We start from the raw sequence: 12,966 nt of genomic DNA, 5'->3' as shown, positions 1-12,966 counted from the left end.
CCCGGGCGGAGGACCGGTGGGCACCGTCAGGCCGAGGTCACGGTGCGCCTACCCTGGGGTGCGGCGCGCAGAGCACCTTTGGGTGCGGGGTATTTCTCCGGCGGCCACTGAACGCCCGGGCAGCGACGCGGGTACCTGCGACTGCCTTCACCCGTGCACAGAGGAAAGCGAGCTGAATCGCCATGGCGGACAACGCCACTTTGCAGTCCCAGTATCTTGCCCAGGTCGAGGCCGACCTGGAGCGCACCACCAAGGAGAAGACCCGTATCGCCGCCGAGCTGGCCGCGTTGCAGGAGCAGTTGACGGCCCTGGAGCAGGACCACGCACTGCTGGTCGGTGTCCGGCAGACCCTGGTCGGTGCGACACCCGCGCCCGCGCAGGGCGCCGGACCGGTCGGCGTACCGGCCGATGCGCCGACGGTGCCCCGGGCGCGTACTCCCAAGCCGGCCGCCCGGACACGCAAGTCGTCCGCCGCCGAGAAGCCCGCGGCCAAGAGCGCCACGGCCGCCAGCGGTTCCTCGGGCACCCCGACCCTGGTGAAGCTGGTGGCCGCCGACCTCACCGAGCACGGCGAACCGCGCTCGGCAGCCGAGATCACCACGTCACTCACCCAGGCCCACCCCGGCCGGAAGATCCAGCCGACCGCGGTGCGCAACACCCTCGAAGCCCTGGTAGCCAAGGGGCAGAGCCTCCGCTCCAAGCAGGGCCGGTCCGTCTACTACTCACCGGCCGCGACCGCCCCCGCCCCGGCCGCGGCAGCCGACGAGACCGCCGTCGCGACCGCCTAGCTGCCGGGCCGCTGCTCAGGCTCGTGCTCGACCCGGGTGACACGTGGGCGCGAGGGTGAGCGGGACCGGACCTTCCCCGCCGCGGCAAGAAGCTGTGCCCGGCCCGCGAGCGGTCGGCTGAGGGGGTCGGCCTTCGTTCAGCAGACGGCGTACGCGGCCTGGGTCGGGATCCAGTTGGCGTCGCGGCCGGTGGCGGCGAGCAATTCGGCGCCCGGGCCTGCCGGATGGTCTGTCCTGGGCGGGGCGAGCATGCCGAGCTCTCGCAGTGGGCCGACGAGGAACCGCGCGGCGGGCCGCAGGCCGTCGGCGAGGTCGTCCTCCAGGGGCAGGCGCTGGCCGGTGGCGACGGCGATGTCCCATGCGTGGACGGCCGCGTCGAAAGCCGCGCAACAGGCCGCCTGTGAAGGCGGCATCGGCCCCATGGGCGTGGGCACCTCGGCAAGGCCGGCCGGCAGCTCGGCGAGCGTGGCGCGCAGGCCGTCGAGCGAATCGCCCAGGACGTCGGTGTGCTGCGGCGGCAGGGCGTCCTCGGGCGCGAAGACGGGTTCCAGGCTCACCCCGCCGGCTTCGGCGATGACCGCCGTGTAGGCGTCCTGCGCGAGCCGCGCGTGATTGAGAACCTGCCGTGCCGTCCACTGGTCGCACGGGGTGCGCGCACCCCACGCGTCCTCCGGTACGTCGAGGGCCACGGTGCGCAGGTAGCTGTGGGCCCGGTGCAGGACGCTGAGTCCACCGATGGTCATGTTGCCGACTCCCTCATCAAGATCAGTTCATGGCCGGCTGTATTCCGGCCCGACGAGAGCAACTTCGTGACGGGGGGTCCGGTTCTGCCCGTTCGGCGGAAATTTTCGCCGTCGCACCCGAAATGCCGGACCACGGACCCCGGTGGGGGCCGGTCGATCCAGACCCGGACGCCCACGGCAGCGCCGTGGCCTGCCGGCCTGCGCACCCGTTCGAGTGATCATTTTGCCGAGCGGCATGGGTGCAACAACGACCTGATCTACTACGACGCCAACGGTGACTCGGTGAAGATCGAGCGCTGGCACGACATCACCTTCCCCAACCGCCCGCCGCAGGTCTCCGCGATCCAGATCCTGTGACGCCCCACCCGGCGCCGCGCGGGCGGCGCCGCCGCTGACCGAGCCGGTCTTGATACCGCGCGAGGGAGCCGGCGGCCGGCGACGCGCCCGGGTCCGCCCCGAGCAGCGCGTCCGGTAGCGGTTGCGGCGCGGAGCCGCCGACCGGCTACGTCACCGTCCGTACCTTCGCGTTCGGGCGTACGGAGGGCCGAGGCGCCGGCCAGCTGTGGACGGGGGCGCCGGTCGCGCTCAGCTTCAGGTATCGGCGGGCCATCGCGGTGTCCGAGCCGAGCGCGCGATGGGTCCTGCGCTGCCAGTGGGCACCCGAACGCCCCGCCAGTACCCGGGCCTCCACCACCCCCAGCCACCGCTGCACCTCGCTGTCCGCGACCCCGGCGCCGGCCAGTCCCGCGGCGGCCCGCGGCAGCAGAGCCATGACCAAGTCCCTGGCGGCCACCCGTACGGGCGCCGACGAGCCGGACGGCCACCACAGGCGGGCCGCCATGCCGTCGCGGGCCGCGGTGTAGAAGTTCTCCCGGGCGAGCGCGAAGGGCAGGTCGCCGCCGGGTTCGCGTGCCGCGCGGTCGAGGACCAGACCGGTCAGCAGCGCGGTGTTGGCCGCCATGTCGGCGGGGGTCGGCCCCGCGGGCAGCGCGCGCAGTTCGATCCGCAGGTGCCCGGCCCCGGCGGGGTCGTAGACCAGGCGGTTCCACCACCACAGGGTGCCCAGGTGCAGCCGCAGCTCCTCCAGCGCAGGCGGGCCGCCGGGCCGGGCGGGCCGGTCCCAGGGTCCGTCCGAGTTGAACGGCATCAGTGGCGCGTACCGGGTCACCGACTCCTCGATCAGCTCCCGGACGCCTCCGCGCAGCCAGTTGTGGCCGAAGCCGGAACGCCGGTCGGCCGGGGCGAACCGGCGCCGGTGCTGGCCGAAGGCCTGCTCGTACCAGGGGATCCGGGTCTCGTCCCACACCCGTCTGCCCAGCAGCAGCGGCGAGTTGGCGGCGACGGCGAGGACGGGGGCCGTCATGAGCTGGGCGGCGTTGTGGAACCGGGTGAACTCCTCCGGGCGCACGGTGAGATGGACCTGCCACGAACTGGCGGCGCCCTGCGAGCAGATCGTGTCCGAGCGCATCCGGCAGCGCTGCTCACCGGTGACGCGCAGACCGCGCCCCGCCCGCCCCAGCGCGTCGTCGAGCAGCGCGTACCGCTTCCTGGACGACACATTGCGGCGCGTCAGGTCACCGGGCCGCAACGTCGGCAGGAGGCCCGCGCAGTACGGCTCGGCTCCGTAGCGGGCGCCTGCCTTGCGCACGATGTCCAGCAGGGCCGCGGCCTCGTCGTGGAGCGCGGTGAACGGACGGGAGCGCAAGGGGACAGGGGTGAGGTTGGCCTCCAGGTTGTAGCGGTTGACCTCCAGGACGAGGCGGGAGTCGGCGGCCAGCGCCCGTACCTCCTCGTTCCGCGGGACGGGGACGCCGTCCGGCGTCACGAGGAACATCTCCATCTCGGCGCCGATCGTCCGCTCCCCGCCACCGAAGCCGGGCGAGGAGAGCAGTTCGTCGAGAAGACCGAGCGAGGCGCGCAGCCGCGCGGCGAATCGCGCGGTGTCCTCGTCGGTGAAGTCGCGCTGCGGAAGTTCGCGTCCCATGGCTTGCTCCCGGCTGTCGTCATGGGCCGGGCACCCGGCCGCTGCCGACCGGCCGTCGCTCGGGGGGTCGGGACAAAACCATACAGGCCCGGCGCCGCATAAGCCGAGGTCACGGCGCCCCGGCGCACGATCTGCTCCAGCTCTCGCCCCCGCCTTCCCCGCTCCGCCCGCTCCCGGCCCCACTGCCCAGAACAGCTGGACCGCAGGCCAGGCCGCCCCGAACACCGCAGGGCGCCGCCGCCGGGCGCGAGCGGGGACGCATCGCCGTCCGCGCCTGCAATTGCGCCTGCGCGGCCCGGCTCACCGCCGCAGGACGTGCGGGTGAGGCAGGGGCGGCTGGCCAGCGCTGTCGGCACGGTCTGCCGCCAGTTCTCCCACACCACCCGGTCCGCGTCCGCCGGACGGTGACGTAGAGCGCGCCGCAGCACCTCTCAGCGGCTCCTGCTCGGCATACGGTCTGCGGCTCGTGCGGCTTCCGCCTGGTCGGGGAGGAGGGGTGAGGGCTCGGCGTCGGTGGCGGTCGTGGCAGCATGGCCTCCCATGACCGTGGACGAGGACGGGGACGGCTGGCCCGATGTGCCGGGGGACACCGCGCTCAGCGTCAGGGTGCCGGAGGCCGACTCGTTGGTCCGGGCGGGGTTTCCGGCGCATGTGACGGTGCTCTATCCGTTCTTGCACGCCAGCCGGATCGACACGGGGGTGGAGGACCGGCTGACGGCGCTGTTCGGTTCCCGTGAGCGGTTCACCCTGCACTTCCGGGAGTTCCGCCGTCACCCCGGCGCGCTGATGCTCGACCCCAGCCCGGTTGACCCTGTCCGTGCGCTGATCAAGGACGTCCGCGACGAATGGCCCGAGCTGATCCCGTACCGCGGGATCTTCGGCGACGAGGGACTCGACCCCCATATGACGGTGTCCCGCGGCGAGGGCCCGGACGAATACGAGGCCGCTTACGACGCGCTGGAGTCCGAGTTCGCCTCGCTGCTGCCACTGAGCTCCTCCGTACGGGAGGTGCGTCTGATCATCTGGGACGGCACCGCGTGGCAGGACCGCACCCGGTATCGGCTCGGGGACCCGCCACACCCGAGCCTCTGATCCGCGCGACCGTCGCTCGGGGCCGTTGCGGTGGCAGGTCCAGATGTTCATCCGGGAGCCTTCCTTGCCGGCGGTGCCGTTGTCGACGTCCAGGTATTTGCCGCTGTTCACGCTGACGATGCGGTTGGACCTGTTGCGGAAGCCGTCCGGGCGCAGGGTCCACTGCTGGTTGGTGCCGCCGTCGGGGTGGTAGAGGATGATGTGCGCCCCGTTGGCCCCCTACGTGCCTGGTAGACGTCGATGACGCGGCCGCGTGGTTGCCGCGGGCGGCCTGCCAGTTCTGGGTGTAGACGTTCGAGACGGCGTAGTCCAGCCGCCCGCCGCTGAGTCGGGTGGGCCCGCCGCTCTCGTAGATGTGGGAGTTCGCGGGGATGCCGGTGGTTCCGCCGACGGGCAGGGAGCGGGGGCGCGCTTGAAGTCGCCCAGCACCACCCGGTTGGCGGTTGGAGGCTGACGACATCGGTTTCGACGTGGACGTCTGGGAGTTGGGGTGCCGGTAAGAACGCTGTCACCAGCGGCAAACGACGGGTGTCACGTGCGGCGACGTGCGACGGGGTCGCGTTCCGCGACGTGTCGTCCGCCCGCGCCGCCGCCAGTTCGGCCAGCGCCTCTGGCAGCGCCGGGTCGTCGATCGCGGCGACGGGGAAGACGGGCGGCTTCGCGCCCCGACGGGCGGGCCCGGTCGGCGCCGGTTCACCGGCCAGCATCCATCCCCAGGTCGCCAGTGAGATCCGGTAGATCCGCGCGGAGGACTTCGCGATGCCCGCGCCGGTGAGGTACCGCTCGACCGCCGCGGTGTACGACGCGGGCGGGGCGGAAAGCGGCACGACCCGGGCGCGCGGCACCCGAAGCGCGCCCCCGCTCCCGACTTCGGTCACCGGTTCGATCGCCACGCCCGTCCCGCCCTTCCGGTTCTGCCGCAGCAAATGCGTACACCTCGCCTGTGGCGGCCGGAGAGTCCGCCGCAGTGAATCCGGTATTTACTGCGGCAGTAATCCTGATGCAGGGTCGAGATCAGGCCGAGGAGAGCCGTTCCGCGGCGGCGGACTTGCGGAATGCCCTAACGTCCCATCAAGGGGCATATCACCGGCCCGGCCCCCATCGCTGGAACGTGATCCCCTGAGTCGGCGCCGTGTCCGCCGCAGGGGGCGGCGACCTGAGCCTGGGCGGGGCCAGGGGCACGGGCATCGGCGTAGGTGGAGATAACACGGGAGGAAGACCATGCACGCGAACGGCAGCGCAAGGAGCAACGAGGCGGAGAACAGCCGGTCATCGGCCCGCACACCGACCGGCCGCGCCGCAACGCCGCTCCCCCCACTCTTGGCCCTCCAGGGCAGCGCTGGCAACGCGGCAGTCGTCCAGATGCTCCGCCGGGCCGGACACCCCTGGGCCCAGGAAAGGCACCGGCACAACGCGGGCTGTGGTCACCAGCAGGCCGAGCAGCCCGTGCAGCGCTCCACCGTCCCTGACGTCCTGCGCTCCCCGGGCCGCCCTCTCGACGACAACACGCGCACCGAGATGGAAGCCCGACTCGACGCGGACTTCTCGGACGTCCGCCTCCATACGGACACGACCGCGCAAGCCTCAGCGGCGGAAGTGGGCGCCCGCGCTTACACCTCGGGCAACCACGTCGTCATCGGCGAGGGCGGCGGGGACAAGCACACGCTCGTGCATGAACTCACCCATGTCATCCAGCAGCGCTCCGGCCCCGTCGCGGGTACCGACAACGGCCAGGGGCTGAGTCTGAGCCATCCCTCCGACGTCTTCGAACGCGAGGCCGAGGCCAACGCCCAGCAGATCATGGCAGGCGGTCCGTCCATGACCATCCAGCGTTCGGCGAATCCCTCCGGCGGGGATGTCGCCGTCCAACGGTACGTCGAGATCGACCCCGGCACCGCGAACTACCCGACGCAGCACAAAAAAGCGGTCATCGGACCAGCCAAGGACGCCGACGGCGACGAGAAGTTCTTCCCGAGTCAACACGAGGAGAACGGCAGCTACTACGCCGGCACCGATCCGCTAGCCGCCAACATCACGTACAACGGCAGCGTCAGGCTGCGCATCTCCGACAACTACGACCTCGCGGTCGAGCAGGGTTCGGGCGAGTCCAAGGTCTTCTTCGCCGCAGAGCAGCACATCGCAGCGGCCAACGAGGCTCTCACCGGACGGGTCCGGTTGCATCAGGGAAAACGCTTCCTGCGGATGCGGGGCGAGACAGGCGAGAAGCGGCTGTTCCAGGTCAAGCCGGTCGTCGAGAACACGGCCAGCGAACTCGCCAAAGCCGGACGGGGAGCGGGCAGTACCGGTGGCCTGGCCGGGCTGGTGGCACCGAAGACGAAGAAGACGACCGGCCTGTCGGTCCTCACCCCGCAGCGCTGCAACGAGATGGCGGACTTCGTCTCCGGCCGGAGAGATGTAGCGTTCAACGGCACCACAGCTTGGGACAACTTCCTGGCCAAGGTGCTCGACATCGTCCACAGCAGCGGCGAGGAGCACCTGAACACGCTCGAAACGGCCCGCCGGGAAGCATCCTCCGTCGTCGGCGACAACGCGGCCTATTTCACATACACCCAGCGGATGAGCCGGGAATTCCAGGACCTGAAGGACGCCGACTCGCCGGAACTCGAAGAGGCGCTGGAGCAGTTGGGGCTCAACGACTTCCTACCCCCGCCCGCCCCCGGCTCCGTTGTGACGACGGTCGGCTACGGTGATGCCCAGCAGGAGGATGCGCGCGACAGGGACAGGTATTTCGAATACCATTTCGGCACCGTCGTCGCCACCAGCGGCCATGACTACGTCACCATGGAGAACTACGCCCGCCGCGATCCGGCCGTGGGTAATGACACTCTCTCCAGTGGCGACCCGCTATTCTTCTTCCGGATGTACGGCACCAGGCGAGAACTGGGCGAGACCTGGCACAGCTACCAGGTAGGGACAGGTGGTTTCATCGGAGCGGCCCTCTCCATCACCCTGGAGGGCTGAGCTCATGGGTCCCATCCTGGTGAACTGGCACGTTGGTCCGGAATCCCAGTCGCGTCCTCGGGGGAAAGCAGCTCTGGGTGACGGTCAGGGCTTCGTGGCAGCGGTGAGCCGGTCGTACGCGCGGTACGCATTGCGTCTGGCCGAGGTGGAGCCGTCGCTGGAGAGGACGGCGCACTGTCTGAGCGTGGCACAACTAGTGCCGCATGAGACAACGTTTGCTGGTCATGGGAGATTGCCCTGCCGACCGGTGGGAGAGTGTGGCCGTGGAGACTGCCAACCGCGCGCTGACGTCGGACGTGATCGCGGCACTGAGGTACTGGCCCGGTGTCATTTGGGTGGGTCAGAAGAATCCTCCGGACCCCGTGGACCTGACCGTCCTGCCGCCCTTCTTCAACGAGGTGCTGCAGGCCCTTCCGTGGTGGAACCGCGATTGGAAAATCGACAGCGTCCAGGCGGGACTTCCCGCGGAGACCGGGGATCACCGCTGCGATCCCGCCGTGAGGTTCACTGAGGTGTCGATCCCGGGAACGGTCGCTTCCGGCAGCAGCGAGAGCCTGCCGTTCGTCGCGAAGGTCGGCTTCACGGGCGACCGGCTGATCCGCTTCCAGGCCAAGATCGGTGACGTTGTCATAGGCCCGGCCGTTGCCCCAGCCGGGCGATCGGAGCCACATCCGTTCGGACGGATGCTCACCGAATTGATGGACCTGCGCGGGATTCCGGTCGGGGAAATGGCCAGGGCCGCCGGACTGTCGATGTCGACCATCCACATGCTTCGCGGTGGGCGCAACCCGAATCTTCTGCAGGCCCGCCTAATCGCGAGGATCCTGGACATGTCCGAAGCGGACGTCAGAGTCATCGCCGGACTCGACGACGGCAGTAGCTGACAGTGGCGGCGTCAAGATGGGGCGTTGGCGCTGCGCCATGCGGCGATCCTTCGGCGTCATCGATTTCATGATCCTGCACGCGTTCGGCCCGGCAGGAACTGTCGGACGGGGTCCGCGTAGTCTCGCCGGGTGCATTCTCATCTGAGCTTCGAGAACCCTCCTGCACTGCCTCACGAGGTGGTGGTCGAGATGTTGGAGCGGGCCCTGCGCGACCGCTCGGCGGAGGGCGAGGCGGCGGGTGTCCTGGTCGGGACCGCGTTGAACGAGGACGACGCGGAGTTCGTCGAGCACTGGTGCGTGCAGGTCGGGACTCGGGCCGTGTCGGGCAGTCCGTTGCTCGGGCTGGCCGGGCTGTGCCTGGGGCACACCGCTCGACGCTTCGGACACCTCGGCGATGAAGCCGTCGCGCTGGTGCAGTCGCTGGCGACGCGGGCTGAGGCCGACCCGACGGACGTGGACGGTCGGGCCGTCGACGGTTACGACGACGTCCGGAGCTTCCTGCACCTGTGGTGACGGCCTTGTCGCCCTGGCGGGTCAGGCTGCGTTGGCCCTGCTCACGATGGCTCTGAGGCGTTTGTCGGCGGCGTTCTTGTTCCGCCAGATGATGTAGCGGCGGATCATGCTGCCCTGGGCCTTGTGGTTGGGGTGGTCGGTGCCGTCGAGGGCGAAGTAGCGCAGGGCGGTGAACTGGGCCTCGATCCGGTTGAGCCAGGAGCTGTTGGTCGGGGTGTAGGCGATCTCGGCGTTGTTCGCCGCGGCCCAGGTCCCGACCCGCTGGCACCGCTTGGTCGTCAGGTGGGGTGAGTAGTTGTCGCAGATGATCGCGATACGCGTGCCGACGGGGTGCAGGGAGCGCAGGTAGCGGCAGAACTCGAGGAACTTCGACCTGGTCTTCGTCTTCTTGATGTGGCCGTAGAGCTGGTCCTTGCCCAGGTCGTAGGCAGCGAAAAGGTGGCGGACCCCATGCGGGCGGGTGTAGGTCGCGCGGCGGCGGGGGCGCGGTTCACGGTCGGGGTCCTTGTGCTTACCGCTGCGTTCGGCCCACTGGCGGCCGGGGTGGGGTTGCAGGTTGAGCGGGCCGAACTCGTCCAGGCAGAACACGACCTCGGGCTCTCCCGGTTCGGGGAGGACCTCGCCGTCGGCGATGGCGTAGGGGTGCTCGACGCGGGCCTTCTTGACTGCGTAGTCGGGATCCTTCGAGGTTTTCCAGGTCTTCAGGCGTTGAAAGGTGACGCCTTCCTCCCGGAGCAGGATGCGTAGGCCCTCGTGGCTGATGTCGTCAACCACCCCCTCGGCGACCAGGAAGTCGGCCAGCTTGACCAGGCTCCAGGTCGAGAACGGCAGGCCGTGCTCGACCGGCCTGGACTTGGCGATCTTCTTGATCTCGCGCCGCTCAGGCAGGGTGAACATCCTGGGCCGGCCGCCCTTGTACTTGGGGTAGAGCGAGGCGAAGCCGTCGGCGTTGAAGTTGTGGATCACGTCGCGGGCCCGGTCGGGGCTAGTGAACGTCACCTCGGCGATCTTCGCGACCGGCATGCCCTGGGCCGATAACAGCACCATCTGCGCCCGCCGCCACGTCACCACCGACCCAGTCCCCCGACGCACGATCCGCAGCAGCCGCCGCCCTTCATCGTCATCGATCTCGCGGACCCGCACACGCTCAGCCACCCGCACATCGTGACGCACGACGCGCCGCCCGGATCACCATCAGACGGCGCGTCACCACAGGGCGAACGTTATTTGATGCGGCACTAGTAGGGCTTGGTCAGGTGTACGCGCTGGTGGCGTGTCCTGGTGGGTTTGTGCGCGTTGATGGTGTGTGACACCTGGGGAGTTGGATCAGGTCCGGGAGGACCTGGTGGCGTTCACGGCGGAGGTGTTCGAGGCGTTCACGCGCACCGATCAGCACCGCTGGGGGCAGGCCTATGTTCGCGGGCTGTTGTTGGAAGGGCAGCGCAAGTCGGTGGAGCCGATGGCTGCGCGGCTGGGCGAGGACGGCAACCGTCAGGCACTGGCCCACTTCGTGACCTCCAGTCCCTGGAGCTGGGCTCATGTGCGGGCGAGGCTGGCGTGGCGGGTGCACGAGGAGATCGGCCCGACCGCGTTGATCGTGGACGACACCGGGTTCCTCAAGGACGGCGATGCGTCCGCGTGCGTGTCGCGGCAGTACACCGGCACCGCGGGCAAGGTCACCAACTGCCAGGTCGGGGTGTCGGTGCACCTGGCCCGGGATCACGCTTCCGCCCCGGTCAACTGGCGCCTGTTCCTGCCCAAGTCCTGGGACCAGAACTCGGAGCTGGCCGACCCGGGCAAAGTGGCCCGCCGTGAACGCTGTGGCATCCCGGCCGATCTGGGTCACGTGGAGAAGTGGCAGCTCGCGCTCGACATGATCGACGAGATCAGGTCCTGGGGTGTGGAGGTCCCGCTGGTCCTCGCCGACGCCGGTTACGGCGACAGTGCCGCGTTCCGGCTCGGGTTGAACCGGCGGGGCCTGCACTACGTGGTCGGGATCTCCACCACGCCCACTGCCCACCCGGCCTCGGCCCGCCCGGTCACGCCGCCCTACGGCGGCACCGGGCGACCACCGGTGTCCAGGTATCCCGAGCCGGCCCGCTCGGTGAAAACCCTGGTGGTCCAGGCTGGCCGGGGTGCGGCCCGGCCGGTGTCCTGGCGTGAGGGCTCCCGTCCCGGCCGGGCCGCAGCGGGCTGAAGCGCATGTACTCGCGGTTCGTGGCCCTGCGGATCCGCCCCGCCGGACGCGAGATTCGCGAAGCCACCGACGGCGTGGAACTCGCCGAGTGCTGGGTGCTGGCCGAATGGCCCGCCAGGGAACCCGAACCGGTCCAGTTCTGGCTCAGCGACCTGCCCGAGGACACCCCGCTGACCACCTTGGTCCGGCTGGCCAAACTCCGCTGGCGCATCGAGCACGACTACCGCGAGATGAAGCAGGCCTTGGGCCTGGCCCACTTCGAAGGCCGCACGTTCAACGGCTGGCACCACCACGTCACCCTGGTCTCCGTGGCCCACGCCTTCTGCACCCTGCACAGACTGGGCACCGCCCCAAAAGACACGGCGTCGGCCTGAGTCTCTACCAAGTCGTCCGCGACCTGCAGTTACTCCTCGCCACCTGGGCCGGCGCCTGCCCCACCTGCCACCGCGACATACCCATACCCATACACACCTGACCAAGCCCTACTAGCGATCTGTGATTACAACGCGCAAAAGCAGCAAGTCCCCTGTGGTGCCGTAAGGAGCAGGTTCATGCGTTCTCCGCAGTGGACCGCGTGGTCTGGTCGGCCGGGGCTCGGGGGCCCGGTACGGAGGCTGCGGCGAGGTTGAGGCGGGCGCCCGTCGGGGTTGCGCCACTTGTCGGCGCCGACCACCCAGATCTCCTTGCACTTGAGCTGGTCGCGCAGGGCCTGGAAGGCGACGACCTCGTAGACCATGCGCACCACCCGACGCCGGCCCCGCTTGTCGGTGCGGTGGACGACCTCGGCCCAGTCCCCGCCCATCGCCTTGTGCACCGGCACTGTCTCGCCCAGCGGGTAGTGCGTGGTGTTGCCCGCCGCCGCGTACCGGGCCACCAGCGACAGTGCCTCAATCACCGGCCGGTGCGTGTGGTTGGACGAACGGAACTCCAGCACATCCAGCAGCCTGATCAGCCCGCGCCGGTAGTGGTTGGTGTACGACGCCTTCAAGGTGGTCTGCACCGTGCGCCGGTAGACCGGGCCACGGGTCTTGAACTCGTGCACCAGCTCACGCAGCGTCTGCTCACCGCCGGACACCGCCGGGTAGACGACCTCGCGGACCGTGCCCTCCGGCTCGCCGATCGACGCCTCGGCGAGCCTGAAGAGGATGTTCTCCTTGCCCGACACCAGGGCGACGATCCGCTCCGTGCTCTCCACCGTGATCCGGGCCGAGATCCTCACCGTCAGCGTCTCCTCGGCCACGCGCAGCGCGGCGCCCACGATCCGGTCGCACCGCCCCGGAGCCGGCGGCTCGATGCTCTCCGTGCGGCAGCGGGCCAGCAGTTCCACCCGTACCTGCTCCGGCTGCCGCTCCTTGCACGCGACGTGCTCGGCGAGCCAGCCGGCCAGCTTGTCCGCGTCCGCGACGCTGCACTCCCGGAAGCCCAGGCGCCCGCCGATCTGCGCGCGGTGGTACTCGACCGTCCGGCCGCTCCACTCGTACGCGTCCAGCTCGGCGCCGGGTACCTGCACCTGCCGGGCGACGAACTCCACCGCCTCGCCCGGCAACTCGAACCGGCCCCGGGGAAACCGGCCGCACTGCGTACAGAACTTCAGCAACACGGCGAAGCCCAGTCTCGTCGCACCGCGCTTGCCTGACACGAGCCCCTGCTCGTCCTTCAACAGCGTCCAGTGCTCGACCAGGTCGTCCAGGTCCAAAGAGGTAGGGGCCACGGTTGTCGATCGTCCTCCCGGGGCCTCACCCCGCGCAGCTGTACGACCCCGAACTCACCCACACGGGTGACG

The 12,966-nt window shown here is 69.9% G+C and carries 10 protein-coding genes and 2 pseudogenes; 7 read left to right on the top strand and 5 right to left on the bottom strand.

What is annotated here, in order from left to right; all coding sequences use genetic code 11:
- The first annotated feature begins 182 nt into the window (after positions 1-182).
- Positions 183-788, top strand: a complete 606-nt coding sequence (locus OHA86_RS04980; protein ID WP_329172828.1) for a hypothetical protein — start codon at positions 183-185, stop codon at positions 786-788.
- A 137-nt stretch (positions 789-925) separates the two neighbouring features.
- Here OHA86_RS04980 and OHA86_RS04975 read toward each other — a convergent pair whose 3' ends face one another.
- Complete coding sequence (locus tag OHA86_RS04975) at positions 926-1,531, bottom strand: TIGR03086 family metal-binding protein (protein ID WP_329172827.1); 606 nt, start codon at positions 1,529-1,531, stop codon at positions 926-928.
- Between OHA86_RS04975 and OHA86_RS04970 the strand changes: the two genes are divergently transcribed.
- Positions 1,502-1,888 (top strand): beta/gamma crystallin domain-containing protein, encoded by a 387-nt coding sequence (locus tag OHA86_RS04970; protein ID WP_329172825.1) that lies wholly within the window; start codon positions 1,502-1,504, stop codon positions 1,886-1,888. The genes OHA86_RS04975 and OHA86_RS04970 overlap by 30 nt on opposite strands.
- 145 nt (positions 1,889-2,033) lie before the next feature.
- On the opposite strand, the gene OHA86_RS04965 is transcribed toward OHA86_RS04970, so the two are convergent.
- Positions 2,034-3,515 carry a glutamate--cysteine ligase gene (locus OHA86_RS04965; RefSeq protein ID WP_329172824.1) on the bottom strand — a complete coding sequence of 494 codons (1,482 nt, stop codon included), beginning with the start codon at positions 3,513-3,515 and terminating at the stop codon, positions 2,034-2,036.
- A gap of 540 nt (positions 3,516-4,055) precedes the next feature.
- On the opposite strand from OHA86_RS04965, the gene OHA86_RS04960 reads away from it, so the two are divergent.
- Positions 4,056-4,607, top strand: a complete 552-nt coding sequence (locus OHA86_RS04960; RefSeq protein ID WP_329172822.1) for a 2'-5' RNA ligase family protein — start codon at positions 4,056-4,058, stop codon at positions 4,605-4,607.
- Between the two features lie 51 nt (positions 4,608-4,658).
- Here the strand turns inward: OHA86_RS04960 and OHA86_RS36005 are convergent.
- Positions 4,659-4,811 (bottom strand): annotated as a pseudogene (locus OHA86_RS36005) (RICIN domain-containing protein); the annotation flags it as partial.
- Positions 4,812-5,828: 1,017 nt separating this feature from the next.
- Here OHA86_RS36005 and OHA86_RS04955 point away from each other — a divergent pair.
- From OHA86_RS04955 to OHA86_RS04945, 3 genes are all read left to right on the top strand, one after another.
- Positions 5,829-7,589, top strand: coding sequence for an eCIS core domain-containing protein (locus tag OHA86_RS04955; protein ID WP_329172821.1), 1,761 nt, complete (start codon positions 5,829-5,831; stop codon positions 7,587-7,589).
- 263 nt (positions 7,590-7,852) lie between these two features.
- Entirely contained in the window at positions 7,853-8,473 is a 621-nt protein-coding gene (locus OHA86_RS04950; protein WP_329172820.1) for a helix-turn-helix transcriptional regulator, read from the top strand.
- A gap of 189 nt (positions 8,474-8,662) precedes the next feature.
- The gene (locus OHA86_RS04945; protein ID WP_329172818.1) at positions 8,663-8,986 is read left to right on the top strand and encodes a hypothetical protein; all 324 of its coding nucleotides are present in this window, start codon (positions 8,663-8,665) and stop codon (positions 8,984-8,986) included.
- A 21-nt stretch (positions 8,987-9,007) separates the two neighbouring features.
- On the opposite strand, the gene OHA86_RS04940 is transcribed toward OHA86_RS04945, so the two are convergent.
- Positions 9,008-10,141 carry an IS630 family transposase gene (locus tag OHA86_RS04940; protein WP_329172816.1) on the bottom strand — a complete coding sequence of 378 codons (1,134 nt, stop codon included), beginning with the start codon at positions 10,139-10,141 and terminating at the stop codon, positions 9,008-9,010.
- Between the two features lie 151 nt (positions 10,142-10,292).
- On the opposite strand from OHA86_RS04940, the pseudogene OHA86_RS04935 reads away from it, so the two are divergent.
- Positions 10,293-11,576: pseudogene (locus OHA86_RS04935) on the top strand (IS701 family transposase); the annotation flags it as partial.
- A 106-nt stretch (positions 11,577-11,682) separates the two neighbouring features.
- Here the strand turns inward: OHA86_RS04935 and OHA86_RS04930 are convergent.
- Positions 11,683-12,894, bottom strand: a complete 1,212-nt coding sequence (locus tag OHA86_RS04930; RefSeq protein ID WP_329172815.1) for a DUF4158 domain-containing protein — start codon at positions 12,892-12,894, stop codon at positions 11,683-11,685.
- Positions 12,895-12,966: the final 72 nt, after the last annotated feature.

Origin of the sequence: Streptomyces sp. NBC_01477, from assembly GCF_036227245.1 — a bacterium.
In the GTDB taxonomy this organism is placed as follows: domain Bacteria; phylum Actinomycetota; class Actinomycetes; order Streptomycetales; family Streptomycetaceae; genus Actinacidiphila.
The sequence above is the reverse complement of the archived record's forward strand: the minus strand, read 5'-3'. Positions and strand labels throughout refer to the sequence as shown.

Excerpts from the sequence above, each read along its gene's own strand:
- OHA86_RS04980 (WP_329172828.1), top strand. The coding sequence starts at position 183 with ATGGCGGACAACGCCACTTTGCAGTCCCAGTATCTTGCCCAGGTCGAG.
- OHA86_RS04975 (WP_329172827.1), bottom strand. The coding sequence starts at position 1,531 with ATGACCATCGGTGGACTCAGCGTCCTGCACCGGGCCCACAGCTACCTG.
- OHA86_RS04965 (WP_329172824.1), bottom strand. The coding sequence starts at position 3,515 with ATGGGACGCGAACTTCCGCAGCGCGACTTCACCGACGAGGACACCGCG.
- OHA86_RS04960 (WP_329172822.1), top strand. The coding sequence starts at position 4,056 with ATGACCGTGGACGAGGACGGGGACGGCTGGCCCGATGTGCCGGGGGAC.
- OHA86_RS04955 (WP_329172821.1), top strand. The coding sequence starts at position 5,829 with ATGCACGCGAACGGCAGCGCAAGGAGCAACGAGGCGGAGAACAGCCGG.
- OHA86_RS04945 (WP_329172818.1), top strand. The coding sequence starts at position 8,663 with ATGTTGGAGCGGGCCCTGCGCGACCGCTCGGCGGAGGGCGAGGCGGCG.